Annotated in this window: 10 protein-coding genes; 7 read left to right on the top strand and 3 right to left on the bottom strand. The window is 64.5% G+C overall.

Going from position 1 to position 18,005, the window contains the following annotated elements:
• Positions 1-867: 867 nt before the first annotated feature.
• From ABD05_RS37865 to ABD05_RS23480, 6 genes are all read left to right on the top strand, one after another.
• Complete coding sequence (locus ABD05_RS37865) at positions 868-9,480, top strand: ESPR-type extended signal peptide-containing protein (RefSeq protein WP_148669173.1); 8,613 nt, start codon at positions 868-870, stop codon at positions 9,478-9,480.
• A 124-nt stretch (positions 9,481-9,604) separates the two neighbouring features.
• On the top strand, positions 9,605-10,273 hold the full coding sequence (locus tag ABD05_RS23500) for an OmpA family protein (RefSeq protein WP_047902448.1): 669 nt from the start codon (positions 9,605-9,607) through the stop codon (positions 10,271-10,273).
• Positions 10,274-10,677: 404 nt separating this feature from the next.
• A complete protein-coding gene (locus tag ABD05_RS23495; RefSeq protein WP_047902447.1) occupies positions 10,678-11,823 on the top strand; it encodes a DUF2827 domain-containing protein in 1,146 nt (381 codons plus the stop codon).
• A gap of 14 nt (positions 11,824-11,837) precedes the next feature.
• Positions 11,838-12,992: a DUF2827 domain-containing protein gene (locus ABD05_RS23490; RefSeq protein ID WP_047902446.1), complete on the top strand. Its 1,155-nt coding sequence runs from the start codon at positions 11,838-11,840 to the stop codon at positions 12,990-12,992.
• Positions 12,993-13,017: 25 nt separating this feature from the next.
• The gene (locus tag ABD05_RS23485) at positions 13,018-13,485 is read left to right on the top strand and encodes a DUF4019 domain-containing protein (RefSeq protein ID WP_047902445.1); all 468 of its coding nucleotides are present in this window, start codon (positions 13,018-13,020) and stop codon (positions 13,483-13,485) included.
• A 30-nt stretch (positions 13,486-13,515) separates the two neighbouring features.
• Complete coding sequence (locus ABD05_RS23480) at positions 13,516-14,652, top strand: DUF2827 family protein (protein ID WP_047902444.1); 1,137 nt, start codon at positions 13,516-13,518, stop codon at positions 14,650-14,652.
• Positions 14,653-14,707: 55 nt separating this feature from the next.
• Here ABD05_RS23480 and ABD05_RS23475 read toward each other — a convergent pair whose 3' ends face one another.
• Positions 14,708-15,124: a hypothetical protein gene (locus ABD05_RS23475; protein WP_047902443.1), complete on the bottom strand. Its 417-nt coding sequence runs from the start codon at positions 15,122-15,124 to the stop codon at positions 14,708-14,710.
• A 93-nt stretch (positions 15,125-15,217) separates the two neighbouring features.
• Entirely contained in the window at positions 15,218-16,021 is an 804-nt protein-coding gene (locus ABD05_RS23470; RefSeq protein ID WP_047902442.1) for an EAL domain-containing protein, read from the bottom strand.
• Positions 16,022-16,091: 70 nt separating this feature from the next.
• Here ABD05_RS23470 and ABD05_RS38380 point away from each other — a divergent pair, with 70 nt between their 5' ends.
• On the top strand, positions 16,092-16,367 hold the full coding sequence (locus ABD05_RS38380; RefSeq protein WP_158361656.1) for a hypothetical protein: 276 nt from the start codon (positions 16,092-16,094) through the stop codon (positions 16,365-16,367).
• A gap of 436 nt (positions 16,368-16,803) precedes the next feature.
• On the opposite strand, the gene ABD05_RS23465 is transcribed toward ABD05_RS38380, so the two are convergent.
• A complete protein-coding gene (locus ABD05_RS23465; RefSeq protein ID WP_047902441.1) occupies positions 16,804-17,946 on the bottom strand; it encodes a DUF2827 domain-containing protein in 1,143 nt (380 codons plus the stop codon).
• Between the last annotated feature and the right edge of the window lie 59 nt (positions 17,947-18,005).

The raw sequence follows: 18,005 nt of genomic DNA, 5'->3' as shown, positions 1-18,005 counted from the left end.
CCTTTTTCTACCGGCGCTGCGATACGCGCGCCGCGCAGGACAAATTGTCGTACCCATGTTCGGACAGTTCGGGAGCGGCACCGCCGACGCCGACCAGCGTCTTTCGCATCCTGTCGACACCAGGCGGGCAACCACGGCGGATACCGCCTCACGGACCGGTTCGACACGCGTTCAAATCCTGCCATGTACCGACATTGCAGATATCGTCAATAGGACAAATCCGATAGTTGAATGCCACGCACACTATCTGTCGCTTTGTATCAATTTTTTACAAATTCGATGAGCCAGCCGGCCCGGAACGCTCGCCACACGGGCAGCCTCGACGGACGAGATGCGCAAATCAGCACAGCCAGATATTCGCAACTCCATATTTAATTGATTTACCGATAATCATATAAGACAAAAACAAATCCTCTACAAAATCACAAATTAACAAGTTAATGAGTCGATCAACACATTATCAACCCACACATCTCAAGACATTACAAACATGTAATGTGTGACGTTTGCGCAAACGTTTGCTATTTCATTTGTCTTACTTTTCGATCGCCCGCATGTGTTACCCACCGCACAAAACACGCGTAACACGTTGATTTTAATACAAATTCACAGCGCAAACCCAGAAAACTCAAACCCTGCAAGTAACATTCTTACATCTTTCAAATTCATTCTTCACGAATACATCCAAACACGATGCATTGACTATCTTTTAACTTTCCAAACCCTCCATTTATCACTATTTGTCAATTCATTAAATCGACCTCCAATAAACTCCGCCCATCAATTTTGAGATTCGCGCGAGCGCACGGCATATTCCTCTAACGAAAGAGACCGGTGTGTAGCGTGCACATTTGGAGGTAGTAGGACATGAACCGCACATACCGCTCGATCTGGAACGAAGCTCTTGGCGCCTGGGTCGCGGCATCGGAAATCGATTCGGCACGGGGCAAGCCGAACAAGTCGGCCATCGTGGTTGCCGCAGTCGCAGCACTGGCGATCGCCCTGCCGGGGCTCGCCGAGGCGAATACCCTCACCACACTGCAGTCCTGCCTTACGGGAAGCAGCGGCGCGGTCGGCCGCGTCAACCCGGGCGGCACGCAAAACCAGGCCGGCGACGGTTCCGGCACTTACTCGGTCGTGGCCGGATGTAACTCCAACGGCAACGGCTGGACCGGCGTCACGGTATATGGCGCGTTCGCGCAGGCGAACGGCAACGGCGCCGTCGCCACCGGCATGCTGTCGTCGGCTGGCCTGTGGGGGGTCGCAGCCGGCCTCGAAACCACCGCCAGCGGTGCCGGCGCGACCGCACTCGGCTTCGGCTCGACGGCGAACGCGCTGAACTCCGTCGCGATCGGCGGTGCGGGCGGCAACGGCACGACGCCGCTGTCGCAAGCGAACTCGACCATCGCGTCGGGCGCGGGCTCGATCGCAATCGGCAGCAACGCAACGAAGGGCGCGCAGTCGGCCGCTTCGGACAGCATCGCGATCGGCGGTCAGTCGTCCGTCGCGTCGACGGCTACGTCGGGTATCGCGGTCGGCCGCGGCGCGACCGTCAACGGCGCGTACGGCATTGCGCAAGGCGACGGCGTCGTCTCCGGCGGGACGGGCCAGAACGTTGCGATCGGCTCGAGCGGCACGACGGCCAACAGCGGCACGGCAGCCGGCGGCGCGGTTGCGATCGGCCGCGGCCAGTCGGCGAGCGGCGACGGCGCGGTCGCGATCGGCGACCCGAACAGCGCAACCGGCACGGGTGCTCTGGCAATCGGCGCGAACAACACGTCGAACGGCCAGGGCGCTGTCGCGCTTGGCAATGCGAACTCGGCGACCGGCACGGGCGCCGTGGCGATCGGCAACGCCACCACGTCGAACGGCAGCTCCGTGGCGATCGGCAGCACCGCGACTGCCACGGGCACGAACGGCTCGATTGCAATCGGCAACTCGGTGACGTCGACCGGCACTGGATCGATAGCGATCGGCAACAGCGGGAGCTTCGGTGCCAAGGCCCTCGCCTCCGGTTCGGATGCCGTGGCGCTCGGCAACGGCTCGACCGCGAGCGGGGCGGCAGGTTCGGTCGCCCTGGGTTCGAGCAGTGTGGCCACGAATTCGTTCGCAACCGCATTGGGTGCAAACTCCAACGCGTCCGGCAGCGGATCCGTCGCGATTGCGCAAGGGTCCAGCGCTACAGCCACCAATGCAGTGGCGATCGGTGTCAGCTCGACGGCAAACGTAGCGAACTCGGTTGCCCTCGGCAACGGCTCGGTGACGAGCGCCACCGCGACGACGGCAACCGGTGGCACCGGGACGGTCAGCAGCACCACGATCGGCACTCAGACGTTCGGTACCTACGCCGGCGCGAGCGCGGCGAACGGTGTGGTCAGTGTCGGCGCGCCCGGCTCGGAACGCCGCATCCAGAACGTCGCGGCTGGCCTCGTCAGCGCAACCAGTACCGACGCCATCAACGGCAGCCAGCTCTACTCGGTCGCGAGCACAACGACGTCGAGCATCACGAGTCTGTCGACGTCGGCATCGACCGGTCTCTCGTCGGCTAACAGTTCGATCACTTCGCTGTCCAGCTCGACCTCGACGGGTCTGTCGTCGGCTAACAGCTCGATCACGTCGCTGTCGACTTCCACGTCGACCGGCCTGTCGTCGGCAAATAGCTCGATCACGTCGCTCTCCACGTCGACCTCGACCGGCATCAACTCGCTGTCCACTGGCTTGAGCTCAGCGAACAGCTCGGTGACGTCGCTGTCCACCTCGACCTCGACCGGCCTCTCGTCGGCTAACAGTTCGATCACTTCGCTGTCGACTTCCACGTCGACTGGCCTGTCGTCGGCAAATAGCTCGATCACTTCGCTCTCCACGTCGACTTCGACCGGCATCAACTCGTTGTCCACTGGCCTGAGCTCGGCCAACAGCTCGGTGACTTCGCTGTCCACCTCCACGTCGACCGGCCTCTCGTCGGCTAACAGCTCGATCACGTCCCTGTCCACGTCGACCTCGACGGGCCTGTCGTCGGCCAACAGCTCCATCACGTCGCTGTCGACTTCCACGTCGACCGGCCTGTCGTCGGCAAATAGCTCGATCACGTCCCTGTCCACGTCGACTTCGACCGGCATCAACTCGCTGTCCACGGGCCTGAGTTCGGCCAACAGTTCGGTGACGTCGCTGTCCACCTCGACCTCGACCGGCCTCTCGTCGGCTAACAGCTCGATCACTTCGCTGTCGACTTCCACGTCGACCGGCCTGTCGTCGGCGAATAGCTCGATCACGTCCCTGTCCACGTCGACCTCGACCGGCATCAACTCGCTGTCCACGGGCCTGAGCTCGGCCAACAGCTCGGTGACGTCGCTGTCCACCTCGACCTCGACCGGCCTCTCGTCGGCTAACAGCTCGATCACTTCGCTGTCGACTTCCACGTCGACTGGCCTGTCGTCTGCGAATAGCTCGATCACGTCCCTGTCCACGTCGACCTCGACCGGCATCAACTCGCTGTCCACGGGCCTGAGTTCGGCCAACAGTTCGGTGACGTCGCTGTCCACCTCGACCTCGACCGGCCTCTCGTCGGCTAACAGCTCCATCACTTCGCTGTCGACTTCCACGTCGACCGGTCTGTCGTCTGCGAATAGCTCGATCACGTCCCTGTCCACGTCGACCTCGACCGGCATCAACTCGCTGTCCACGGGCCTGAGCTCGGCCAACAGCTCGGTGACTTCGCTGTCCACCTCGACCTCGACTGGCCTCTCGTCCGCCAACAGCTCGATCCTGTCGCTGTCCACGTCGACGTCGACCGGCATCGGCTCGCTGTCCACGGGCCTCAGCTCGTCCAACAGCTCGATCACCTCGCTGTCCACGTCGACCTCAACCGCGATCGAAGCCGCGAAAACGCACTACTACAGCGTCAACGACGGCGGCACGCAGCAGGCCAACTACAATAACAACGGCGCGACGGGCATCAACTCGCTCGCCGCCGGTGTGGCCGCAAGCGCTGCCGGTGCGAGCAGCGTCGCTGTCGGTGACACCGCGAACGCGAAGGCGAACGGCGCGGTCGCAATCGGCCAGAACGCCACGGCCAACAACGCCGGCGACGTTGCACTCGGCAGCGGCTCCACCACGTCGACGCCGAACCCGACGCCGACTGGCACCATCGGCGGTGTAACCGCCACGTTCGCGGGTGGCAATCCGACCAGCGTGGTCAGCGTCGGCAAGCCTGGTGCCGAGCGTCAAGTCACCAACGTCGCGGCCGGTCAAATCACCGCGACCAGCACCGATGCGATCAACGGCTCGCAGCTCTTCGCGACCAATTCGGTTGTGAACTCGTTGTCGACCACGGTGTCGACGTCCGGCAGCGCGATCGCCTCGCTGTCGACCGGCATCACGTCGCTGTCGACGGGCCTCAGCTCGACCAACAGTTCGGTTACCTCATTGTCGACCTCGACGTCAACCGGCCTGTCGTCAGCTAACAGCTCGATCACCTCGCTGTCGACCTCCACGTCGACGGGCCTGTCGTCGGCGAACAGCTCGATCACGTCGTTGTCCACCTCGACCTCGACGGGCCTGTCGTCGGCGAATAGCTCGATCACGTCGCTGTCCACTTCGACCTCGACGGGGCTGTCGTCGGCGAATAGCTCGATCACGTCGCTGTCCACGTCGACCTCGACGGGTCTGTCGTCGGCGAATAGCTCGATCACGTCGCTCTCCACGTCGACCTCGACCGGGCTGTCCTCGGCTAACAGCTCGATCACCTCGCTGTCGACCTCCACGTCGACGGGCCTCTCGTCGGCTAATAGCTCGATCACGTCGCTGTCGACTTCGACCTCGACCGGCCTGTCGTCGGCGAATAGCTCGATCACGTCGCTGTCCACCTCGACCTCGACCGGCCTGTCGTCCGCGAACAGCTCGATCACGTCGCTGTCCACCTCGACCTCGACCGGTCTCTCGTCGGCGAACAGCTCGATCACGTCGTTGTCCACCTCCACGTCGACTGGCCTGTCGTCGGCGAACAGCTCGATCACGTCGTTATCCACCTCGACCTCGACCGGCATCAACTCGCTGTCCACTGGCCTGAGCTCGACCAACAGCTCGGTGACGTCGCTGTCGACTTCCACGTCGACGGGCCTCTCGTCGGCGAATAGCTCGATCACGTCGCTGTCCACCTCGACCTCGACCGGCATCAACTCGCTGTCCACTGGCCTGAGCTCGACCAACAGCTCGGTGACTTCGCTGTCGACTTCCACGTCGACGGGCCTCTCGTCGGCGAATAGCTCAATCACGTCGCTGTCCACCTCGACTTCGACCGGCATCAACTCGCTGTCCACCGGCCTGAGCTCGACCAACAGCTCGGTGACTTCGCTGTCGACTTCCACGTCGACCGGCTTGTCGTCGGCCAACAGCTCGATCACGTCGTTGTCCACCTCGACTTCGACGGGTATCAACTCGCTGTCCACCGGCCTCAGCTCGACCAACAGCTCGGTGACTTCGCTGTCGACTTCCACGTCGACCGGCTTGTCGTCGGCCAACAGCTCGATCACGTCGTTGTCCACCTCGACTTCGACCGGCATCAACTCGCTGTCCACCGGCCTCAGCTCGACCAACAGCTCGGTGACGTCGCTGTCGACTTCCACCTCGACTGGCCTGTCGTCGGCTAACAGCTCGATCACGTCGCTCTCCACGTCGACTTCGACCGGCATCAACTCGCTGTCCACCGGCCTCAGCTCGACCAACAGCTCGGTGACGTCGCTGTCGACCTCCACCTCGACCGGCCTGTCGTCGGCCAACAGCTCAATCACGTCGTTGTCCACCTCGACTTCGACGGGTATCAACTCACTGTCCACCGGCCTGAGCTCGACCGACAGCTCGGTGACGTCGCTGTCGACTTCCACGTCGACCGGCCTGTCGTCGGCCAACAGCTCGATCACGTCGTTGTCGACCTCCACGTCGACCGGCTTGTCCTCGGCCAATAGCTCGATCACGTCGTTGTCCACTTCGACTTCGACGGGTATCAACTCACTGTCCACGGGCCTGAGCTCGACCGACAGCTCGGTGACTTCGCTGTCGACCTCCACGTCGACTGGCCTGTCGTCGGCTAACAGCTCGATCACGTCGCTCTCCACGTCGACTTCGACCGGCATCAACTCGCTGTCCACCGGCCTCAGCTCGACCAACAGCTCGGTGACGTCGCTGTCGACCTCCACGTCGACGGGCCTCTCGTCGGCGAATAGCTCGATCACGTCGCTGTCCACCTCGACCTCGACCGGCATCAACTCGCTGTCCACGGGCCTGAGTTCGACCAACAGCTCGGTGACTTCGCTGTCGACTTCCACGTCGACGGGCCTCTCGTCGGCGAATAGCTCGATCACGTCGCTGTCCACCTCGACCTCGACCGGCATCAACTCGCTGTCCACGGGCCTCAGCTCGACCGACAGCTCGGTGACTTCGCTGTCGACTTCCACGTCGACGGGCCTCTCGTCGGCGAATAGCTCAATCACGTCGCTGTCCACCTCGACTTCGACCGGCATCAACTCGCTGTCCACCGGCCTGAGCTCGACCGACAGCTCGGTGACGTCGCTGTCGACCTCCACATCGACCGGCTTGTCCTCGGCCAACAGCTCGATCACGTCGCTGTCCACCTCGACCTCGACCGGCATCAACTCGCTGTCCACGGGCCTGAGCTCGACCAACAGCTCGGTGACCTCGTTGTCGACGTCAACGTCGACGGGTCTGTCGTCCGCGAATAGCTCGATCACGTCGCTGTCCACCTCGACCTCGACCGGCATCAACTCGCTGTCCACGGGCCTGAGCTCGACCAACAGCTCGGTGACTTCGCTGTCGACTTCCACGTCGACGGGCCTCTCGTCGGCGAATAGCTCGATCACGTCGCTGTCCACGTCGACCTCGACCGGCATCAACTCGTTGTCGACGGGCCTCAGCTCGACCAACAGCTCGGTGACTTCGCTGTCGACTTCCACGTCGACGGGCCTCTCGTCGGCGAATAGCTCGATCACGTCGCTGTCCACGTCGACCTCGACCGGCATCAACTCGTTGTCGACGGGCCTCAGCTCGACCAACAGCTCGGTGACTTCGCTGTCCACCTCGACCTCGACGGGCCTGTCGTCCGCGAACAGCTCGATCGACTCGCTGTCCACCTCGACGTCAACCGGCCTGTCGTCCGCCAACAGCTCGATCACCTCGCTGTCGACCTCGACCTCGACCGGCCTGTCCTCGGCGAACAGCTCGATCGATTCGCTGTCCACGTCGACTTCGACGGGCCTGTCGTCCGCCAACAGCTCGATCACATCGCTGTCCACCTCGACTTCGACCGGCATCAACTCGCTGTCCACCGGCCTCAGCTCGACCAACAGCTCGGTGACGTCGCTGTCGACCTCCACGTCGACCGGCCTCTCGTCGGCTAACAGCTCGATCACGTCGTTGTCCACCTCGACCTCGACCGGCCTCTCGTCGGCGAATAGCTCGATCACGTCGCTGTCCACCTCGACCTCGACCGGCATCAACTCGCTGTCCACCGGCCTGAGTTCGACCAACAGCTCGGTGACTTCGCTGTCGACTTCCACGTCGACGGGCCTGTCCTCGGCGAACAGCTCGATCACCTCGCTGTCGACCTCGACGTCGACGGGTCTGTCGTCCGCGAACAGCTCGATCACGTCGTTGTCCACGTCGACCTCGACCGGCATCAACTCGCTGTCGACCGGCCTGAGCTCGACCGACAGCACGATCCTGTCGCTGTCGACCTCGACCTCGACCGGCATCGGCTCGCTGTCCACCGGCCTGAGCTCGACGAACAGCTCGGTGACGTCGCTGTCCACGTCGACCTCGACCGCGATCAACAACGCGAAGACGCACTACTACAGCGTCAACGACAACGGCACGCAGCAAAGCAACTACGCCAACGACGGCGCGACGGGCACCAACGCCCTCGCAGCCGGCGTCAACGCCAGCGCGGCAGGCGCAAGCAGCGTCGCGGTCGGCGACGGCTCGAACGCGCAGTCGGCAGGCGCGGTCGCGATCGGCCAGAACGCATCGGCAACGGGCGGCAAGGCCGTGTCGATCGGCTCCGGCAACACCGCGAGCGGCGACGGCGCAGTCGCGATCGGCGACCCGAGCATCGCGACGGGCACCGGTGCGGTAGCGCTGGGCGCGAACGACACGGCGACCGGCAACGGCGCAGTGGCGCTCGGCAACGCGAACACCGCGAACGGCGCCAGCGCACTCGCCCTCGGCAGCTCGAACCAGGCCACCGCGGACAACACGATTGCGCTGGGCAACCAGGCCACGGCCAGCGCCACCGGCGCACAGGCCTACGGCTCGGCGGCCAAGGCCACGGCCGCCGACGCGCTCGCCTTCGGCACGAACGCGCAAGCCAACGTCGCCAACTCGATCGCGCTCGGGGCGAACTCGGTCACGAGTGCCGCGAACCCGACGTCGAGCGCCACGATCGGCGGCGCCACGTACTTCTTCGCCGGCAACTCGCCGGTCGGCGTGGTGAGCGTCGGCGCGCCGGGCCAGGAACGCCAGATCACGAACGTCGCCGCGGGCCGGATCTCAGCCAGCAGCACGGACGCGATCAACGGCAGCCAGCTCAATGCGACGAACAACGCGGTCAACGCACTGTCGACGTCCACCGCATCGAACGTCGCGTCGCTGTCGACCGGCATCGGCTCGCTGTCCACCGGCCTGAGCTCGACGAACAGCTCGGTGTCGTCGCTGTCCACGTCGACCTCGACCGCGATCAACTCGCTGTCGACGGGCCTCAGCTCGACGAACAGCAACGTATCGTCGCTGTCCACGTCCACCTCGACCGGCATCGGTTCGCTGTCCACCGGCCTGAGCACGACGAACAGCAACGTGGCATCGCTGTCGACCGGCGTGACGAACATCAGCAACACGCTGAACTCGCTGTCGACGACGATCAACAACAACCAGACGCGCGCGGTGAACAACAACGGCATCGCCGCCGACATGAACGGTACCGGCAACGATCACCCGACCGTCACCGCCGGCTCGAACTCGGTGGCGATCGGCGCGAATTCGACGGATGGCGGCCGCCAGAACGTCGTCTCGGTCGGCAGCGACACGCAGCAGCGCCAGATCGTGAACGTCGCGCCGGGTACGCAAGGCACCGACGCAGTGAACGTGAACCAGCTGACGCAGGTTCAGACGACGCTGTCGACGGCACTGTCGGGCCAGCAGGCGCAGATCAACTCGCTGGGTTCGCAACTGCAGCAGACCGACCAGATGGCGAAGCAGGGTATCGCGGCCGTCGGCGCGATGGCGTCGATCCCGCAGCTCGATCGCGATGCCAACTTCGGGATGGGGGTCGGCACGTCGACCTTCCTCGGCCAGAAGGCGATGGCGGTCAACATGCAGGCTCGCATCACGGAGAACCTGAAGGCGTCGATCAACGGCGGCTTCAGCGGCGGTCAGAAGGTGATCGGCGCCGGCATGCTGTACCAGTGGAAGTAACACGTCGCGCCGCCAGGTCGCCCGGCTCGCGAGCCGGCCGGCCCGCGGCGGCCCCGACGGCAGGACGAGCCGGCCGCGCAACCCGCGGCCGGCTTCTGTCAACCCAAGCTTTGAGGACGTAACCGTGAACAAACTCGCTTTTGCGCTCGCGCTTTCCGCAATGGCCCTCGCCGCGTGCTCGACCGCATCCGGCCCGACCTTCAGCGCCTCCGAACTGCAGCCGCGCGACGGCGTGCGCACGTTCCAGGTGGACTGCCACGGCCTGCTGTCCGGCCCGCAGACCTGCATGAAGGCCGCCCGCAAGATCTGCGGCGACCAGCCGGTGCGCGCCGTCGACTCGGCCCGTGCACTGCGCGACAAATCCGATCCCGCGACGCTGGTCTTCCAGTGCGGCGCCGCGCCGGCCGAAGCGGCTGCGACCTCGGCCGCCGAACCGGCGCCTGCCGTCGTCGAGCGCGTGAACCTGTCGGGCGACGCGCTGTTCGCGACCGACCACGCGACGCTCGCACCGACCGCACGCGAATCGCTCGACCGGCTGCTGAGCGAGCGCGCAGACCGCACGTACTCGCTGGTGACGGTCACCGGCTTTACGGACTCGGTGGGCAGCGACGACTACAACCTCGCGCTGTCGCAGCGCCGCGCCGAGTCCGTCGCCGCCTATCTGAAGGCGCACGGGCTGAAGACCGACACGCTGACGGTCACGGGCCGCGGCAAGGCCGATCCGGTCGCGTCCAACGCGACGCCCGAAGGCCGCGCCAGCAACCGCCGCGTCGAAATCCGGCTGCAGCACTGAGCGGGCGGCCGCCGCGCGCGGCGGCCCGATCCGGCCTGCCGCCAGCGCCGCGCCGGACATCCTCCAGACAACCGCCGGACAACGCCGACGCCGCTGCGCCAGCGCCCCGCTCCCGTTGGCCGGCGGCTATGTCAAAGTTCGTCACGTCCCTCCACAAACCGGCGATTTCCGTGCCACAATCGCCGCAGACAGTCGCCGGGGCAGCCTGCCCGAGACGCGCGCCGTGCCAGGCGTGCCCGACGATACGCCGGAATCCGGCTACCGCCCTCGCGAACCACGTCGCCCGATTCGCCTGCCGCGCTGCACCGGCGCGAATGCAACCATGACAATCCACGGCGCGCCGCTTCCAGACCAGACGCTCGACGCGATGCCCGGACGCACGACGCCGCAGAGGAAACCAACCGGTGACGGACATCAATGAAGCCGCCGCGGGCGGCACCCGCAAGCAACGGCCGGCCGTCGGCATCTCGCTGTTTGCGCGGGACGGCCAGGCGATCTGGGAAAACGGCATACACCAGAACATCGCGTTCCTCGCGATGATGCTCAAGCGCTCGGATCGCGTCGGCCCCGTCTATTTCCTGAACGGCGGCGACGCCAACGCCCTGCCGGCCGGCCTCGAACTCGACGGCCTCGACATCCCGCTCGTAAAGCCCGCCGACGTCACGCACGAACTCGACGTCGTGATCGAAATGGGCGCGCAGCTTCCGGTCGAATGGCTCAGGCACATGAAGGCGCTCGGCAAGAAAATCGCCGCGTTCTTCTGCGGGCACGTGTATGCCGGCTTGTGCGAAACCCCGATCTTCGGCAAACCGTCGGGGCACATCTTCAACGGCGCGCCGTTCGACGAAGTGTGGCTGCTGCCGCAGTACGACAAGACCGCGGCGCCGATGCTGCAGACCATCCTGCGCGCGCCCGTCCATCTGATGCCGCATATCTGGTCGCCGTACTTCCTCGATCGCCGCGTCGCCGCGCTCGCCGCCGAAGGCGCGACGTTCGGCTATCGGCCCGGCAGCCGCCCGTGGCACCTGGCGATGCTCGAACCGAACATCTCGGTCGCCAAGTCCTGCCACTACCCGATGCTCGCGTGCGACGAGTTCTACCGCGCGCGGCCGGACGCGGTGCAACACATGTTCGTCGTCAACTCGATGCACATGAAGGAGCATCCGACCTTCGTGCACTTCGCGAACAGCCTCGATCTCGTGCGCCAGCACAAGGCGACCTTCGAGCCGCGCATCGACCTGCCGGGCTTCATGGCGCGCCACGCGGATGCGGTCGTGTCGCATCACTGGGAAAACGCGCAGAACTACCTGTATTACGACGTGCTGCACGGCGGCTATCCGCTGATCCACAACTCGACGCTGCTCGGCGACGCCGGCTATTACTACCCGGATTTCGACTCCGCCGCGGGTGGCCGCGCGCTGCTCGACGCATGGCTGCATCACGACGAACGCCTCGACGACTACCGTGCGAAGACCGGCCGGCTGCTGCAGTCGGTCTCGATCGACAACCCCGCGAACCTCGACGCGTTCGTCTCGCGTCTGGTCGCCTGAACCGGAGAATACGCATGTCGGACTCCAATGCCCGTCAAGCGCCCGGCGAGGGCAAGCGTCTCGTCGTCGGCGTATCGCTGTTCGTGCGTGGCGCCGGCCAGTCGCTGTGGGAAAACGGCATCTTCCAGAACTGCCTGCTGCTGATCCTGCTGCTGCGCCAGTCGCCGCTCGTCGCGGAAGCCGTGATGGTGAACGGCGGCGAACAGGTCGCCGATCCGCAGATGATGCTCGGCGAATGGGACGTGCCGCTGCTGTCGATGGACGAAGCACTGCAACGCTGCGACGTGCTGATCGAAATGAGCGCGCAGTTCGGCGCGGACTACCTGCGCGCGTTCCGCGAGCGCGGCGGCAAGGTCGTCACGATGCGGGTCGGCAACGACTACGTGATCGACATCGAACGCGCGATGTTCGACAAGCCGTCGGGCTTCCTGTTCTCGGGCGCGCCGTACGACGCGGTGTGGACGATTCCCGAATTCGAGCGCTCGTGCCTGCACTATTACCAGACCGGCCTGCGTGCGCCCGTCACGATCGTCCCGCACATCTGGCACCCGATGCTGTTCGACAAGGCGCGCGCGACGCTCGGCGCCGGTTTGTCGTTCGGTTATCAGCCCGGCAAGCCGCGCTGGCGCGTGACGATGTTCGAGCCGAACATCTGCATGGTGAAGACGAGCATCATCCCGATGCTGGTCACGGAAGAGGCATACCGTGCCAACCCGCAATTCCTTGAATTCGTGCGCGTGTGCAACACGATCCACATCAAGGAGCACGCCACCTTCGTCCACTTCGCGAAGAGCCTCGACATCGTGAACCACGGGATCACGACGTTCGAAAGCCGTTATGCGGTGTACGAGTTCATGGCCGCGTACGGCGATGCGGTGGTGTCGCACACGTGGGAAAACGCGCAGAACTACCTGTATTACGAGCTGCTGTACGGCGACTATCCGCTGATCCACAACTCGCCGTTCCTCGGCAAGGCCGGGTATTTCTATCCGGACTTCGACTGCCAGGCCGGCGGCCAAGCGCTGCTGCATGCATTCGCCGAGCACGACGCGAATCTCGACGAATACCGCGAACAATCGAAGCACGTGCTGTCCTCGGTCAGCATCTATAACCCCGAGAACGTCGCCGCCTATACGGACGCGATCGCCACCCTCTATCGCGACGCGTGACGCGCCGCCCTTTCCGGACCCCGACATGAACGCACGCCTGACCTTCGCCCGCGCCAAATGGCTGATCGGCTGCGCCGTCGCATCGATCGCGATCGGCGCGCACGCGCAATCCGCCGGCGAATCGGCCGACACGCTGCTGCGCGACTCGGACGCCGTGTTCAAGCAGCTCGACGCCGGCCAGTACCGCGCGGTGTGGAGCGATGCCGCCGCGTTCGTGAAGGCGCGCATCAAGCAGGACCAGTTCGCGGCGGACATGCAGCGGGCCCGCCAGTCCGTCGGTGCGGTCAGCCATCGCGGCTGGGCACAAGTGACGCGCATCCGCTATACGAATGCATCGGCGACGCCCGACGGGCTCTACGCGAACGTCGACTATGCAACCACGTTGACGAGCGGCGCGACCGTGTTCGAGAAGCTGAGCTTCCGCCTCGACGACGACGGCCGCTGGCACCTGACGGGCTACGTGCCGCGCCAGTCGCAAGGCACCGTACAGTAAGCCGCTCACCGCCCGCCTCACGGAGCCGCTATGAAACTCAATGTCGCGATAACGATGAACGTGCAGCGCGACGCGACGCAGTCGATCTGGTACAACGGCGCGAACCAGCACTGCGTGTACCTGTACATGCTGCTGAAGCAGTCGCCGCTGATCGGCGAGGTCTGGCTCACGCACGACAACGGCGTCACCGAGTACCCGCAGGCGCTGATGATGGACGCGTTCGGCGACGCGCTGCGGCCGCTGTCGGCCGTCGTCCACCAGACCGACCTGCTGATCGAGATGAACGCGTTCATCGACCCGACGCACACGGACGTCGTGCGCCAGCGCGGCGGCAAGTGCGTGTCGTACCGCTTCGGCAACGACTACGTGATCGCGGTCGAGACGATCAACTTCGAGAAGAACGACTGGCGGCCGAACCCGCACCGCGTGCAGTTCGACGAGATCTGGACCAACCCGCAGCACATGCACACGTGCGCGGCGTATTTCCAGGCCGTGTATCGCGCGCCGGTGATCGAGCTGCCGCACATCTGGTCGCCGTATTTCATCGAGCGCAGCCTCGATGCGGACCCCGAACTGAAGGCCCGTTTCGGCTACCGGAACCACGGCCCCGCGAAGCGCATCGCGTTCTTCGAACCGAACCTGAACGTCGTGAAGAGTTCGATCGTGCCGATGCTCGCCGCGAACGCGTGCTACGTCGAGCATCCGGAGCTCGTCGAGCACGTGTACATGACCAACACGTTCGACAAGAAGGAAAACGTCGCCTTCAAGCATCTCGCGCTCGGGCTCGAGATGGTGCGCGACGGCAAGGCGACGGCCGACGTGCGCGCGCCGTTCGTCGCGTGGGCCGCGCATCACACCGACATCGTCGTGTCGCACCACTGGGAAAACGGCCTCAATTACCTGCTGTACGACGCGCTGTACGGCAACTACCCGCTCGTGCACAACTCGCCGTTCCTGCGCGACGTCGGTTACTACTACCCGGACTTCGAGATCTTCGACGCGGCACGCGCGATCGCGACCGCCGCGCAGACGCACGACGCGCGGCTCGACGACTACGCGGCGGCCGCCCGCCGCTGCCTGCACCAGGTCGACACGCTCGCCGAACACAACGTCCGCGCGTATTCCGCGCAGATCCAGCAGCTGTTCGCCGGCCGCGCGCTCGGCTGACCGCATTCGCACGCGTCCCGGATGCGCCAACGCCTGTTCACGCTAATAACAGGCCCTACACCAGCACCCGGGCGCCGCTTTGCGCGGCGAATGCGCAGCCATGCCGCCGCCCCGTGCGTGCGAGCACGGCGAAGCAACGGGCCGCCGGCCGGCTAACGCCGCCGGATTGCTTCATGAGACTGTCGAATACGCCGCGCGCGATCGCCGAATCGTCGCCGCACGCGCCCGCGATGACGCCCGCGTAATAGTGCCGCGCCGCCAGTTCGCGGCCGTTGGCATCGAGCGGCGTCATCCGCTGAATGCGGCGCGCGACGGCCTTCAGGCCGTCGAGATACGGCACGACGTCGATCGGCACATCGGTCGATTCGGCGCCCAGTTGCCACAGCATGTCGGCCAGTTCGGCGATCGCGACGAGGTCGCGCGCATCGGTCGCCTGCGTGCCCGTTCCGCCTCCGGCCTTCGTCTCCGCCATGCCCACGCCCCTTTGCGATTCGTCCCGGCCACGCGCCGGCCCCGCCCGACTGCGGCGCGCATCAAGCACGCCGCCCCGCCTGTTCCCGCGCCGTCACGCGGCGGCCGGCGACCGCCATGAAAAGCGGATGCCCTGCGCCCATGCGACGCCGGCATCCACGATGATCTGCCGGTCGATCTCGCTCTCCACGCCTTCGACGACGACGTGCCGCGCCCCTTCATGCGCGAACGCGATCAGCCTGCGGAACTGGTAGCGCCCGATCGCGTTGCGCTTGATCATCGACAGGATCGACCGGTCGAGCTTCACGATGTCGGGATTGCCGACCACCAGATTGTTCAACGCGCTGAAGCCGACGCCGAAATCGTCGATCGCGATCCGGCATCCGGCCTGCCGGAAGCGGTTCACGAACGACCGGCCCGCGACGGGATTCAGCGGCGCCGTCTCCGTGATCTCGACCACCAGCCGCGCCGCGACCGACGGCTCGTGCTCGAGCCGCCTGAAAATCGCCAGCCACGCATCGTCGACGACCGCGCTCGCCGCCACGACGTTGCAACCGTAGACGGCGCCCGGATCGGCGCGCAGCGCGTCGATCATCCGGCTCACGACGAGCCGGTCGAACCAGCGCATCAGCCCGAGCGCCTCGAGGCGCGGCAGGAACGCAAGCGGCGGCAGCACGTCACGCTCGCCCCAGCGCAACCGCGCCAGGCATTCCTCGTACAGCACGCCGCCCGACAGGTCGGAACGGCACACCGGCTCGTGCGCGAACCCGAGCCGGCTTTCCACGAAACTGCGTACCGACGCGAGGTCGGGATGATCGTCGGGCGCGCCGAACACGAGATCGATTTCGTCACGATTCGCTTCCCGATTCGCCTCCAGGCGAGCTTCGACCGCATTCATCCGGCGCTCCGGCAAATGGCGAGCCGCCGAAGACGGCTCGACCTCAAGAAACATGCGGAGCGAACCGACCATGACGCACTCCGCCGCCTACCCGGCCCATCCTGTTATGTCGATTTTTCCGGGAGCGTACTTTTCGTTTCGGCGCGCCGTCAAATTCGATATTTTCAACGATAGTCATTTATCAGGAATACACCATATCCGCGCAACACCGACAGTGCGACAGGTTACACAACGCGAATTACGGAACCCCAATCCAGAAATCGCCTCTCTTTTTCGCCTGAACAGCTTTATCCGAATCGTTTTCCCGCGACATGCCAATCCCAAAAATCGCGACTTTTTCAATTGATCAGATAAATACCGGCCCGCAAAAGGCCGCCCGCATTCGATGCCAAGCCCGCCGCCGTGGCCCGCTGCACGGACCGCCACCCGCTAAAAACCTGCCGCTACGCATCATTCGATCATCGCAGCATTCAATTTACACGTTTCAAACGATATTGCTAAATTTCAAAACAGAATCAAACCGCCTTTAATCAATAATATCAAGTTTAATTATATGATGATTATCGATTGAAACAAATTTAACAATCCTTCTGACTCGTTAACCTATAAACTTGTTTTCGACGGACTTCCCTCGGAGCCGTCAATTTCGTGCCTTCGAAAACCGTCGACCCTAACGGGTTCGACGGTTTCTTTTTTACGGCACCATTTCGTCAGACATTAGGGCGGGACAACCCCGATGGCGGTCCGCGGCGCAACGGGTATGCGCCGCGAAAAAACTGACCTTATGCGGTCGTCGCGCCGATCAGGTTCGCGAGCAGCGCGTCGTATTCGGCGACGAGTGCGGGATTCGCCGACGTATAGCGGCTGAGGATGTCGCGCTGGCGCCGCGTATACGCTTCCCAGTCGTCGTCGTGCGTATGCAGCGCGCGCAGCAGCGCATCGGCGCCCTGCTGCACGTCGTTGTCCGGATAGTAGTAACCGAGATCGGGCGCGAGGCTCGCGTTGTGCACGAGCGGATAGCCCTGCCAGCACACGTCGAAATAGAAGTAGTTGAGCGGGTTCGACCATTGATGCGACACGACGATATCGGTCAGGTCGGCCAGGAACAGCGGCGTATCGAAGCGCCCGACGAAGCTCGCCTTGCCCGCGCGCACGATGTCCAGGTAGTTCATCAGCATCACGAACTCGGGGCTGTCGTGCGCGAGACGATCGGCGTTCGTCACGTGCGTGAAGCAGATCGCATCGGGGTCGCGGCGATACGCCTCGTCGATGATCAGCATCGGGTACACGCAGAACTTCACGACGTTGTGGTTCGGCTCCATCACCGTCAGCCGCTTGCCGGGCTCGCTGCGCGGCCGGTATTCGCCGTGCTCCGGCAGCGATTGCGCGCGTGCGCTCAGGAACATCGGATCCCACACGAACGGCACGACGCGCCCCGGGCAGCGGCGCAGCGACTGCAGGAACGGCAGCGACGACGGCGCGATCTGCGGGATCGCCCACACCTCGTCGTAGCCGCGGTTGATGAAGAGCGAATCCCACAGCCGGCGGCCGAACAGCATCGACTCCATCGCGTTGATGTACTCGACGCCGCAGCAGTAGCTGACGAGCTTCGCACCGCGCGCTTTCAGGTAGGCCGTCTGCTCGCCGTCGACCTGCCCGCCGAGCTCGATCACCACGTCGAGCGAATCCTTCATGTCGGCGAACGCGCGCGTGTCGTACACGGCGCGATCCCACGGCAGCGCATCGGTGAGCGGCACGTCGGTCGTGTTGACCAGCGTCACGCGGTAGCCGTGCGGCGACGCCATCAGCAGCTTCGCGAGAAACAGCGCGTTCTGCTTGATGCCGTTGATCCACAGGCTTTCGTCGGGGGCACGCAATCCGATCGTGATACCGATGCGCAAACCGTTCAGGACAGGAGACGTCATCGTCGGCGGGATGGAAGGTTGGATGGGAATGGAATGAACGCAGTGTAGCGCGCGAAGCG

The organism is Burkholderia pyrrocinia (assembly GCF_001028665.1).
Lineage (GTDB): Bacteria > Pseudomonadota > Gammaproteobacteria > Burkholderiales > Burkholderiaceae > Burkholderia > Burkholderia pyrrocinia.
The sequence above is the reverse complement of the archived record's forward strand: the minus strand, read 5'-3'. Positions and strand labels throughout refer to the sequence as shown.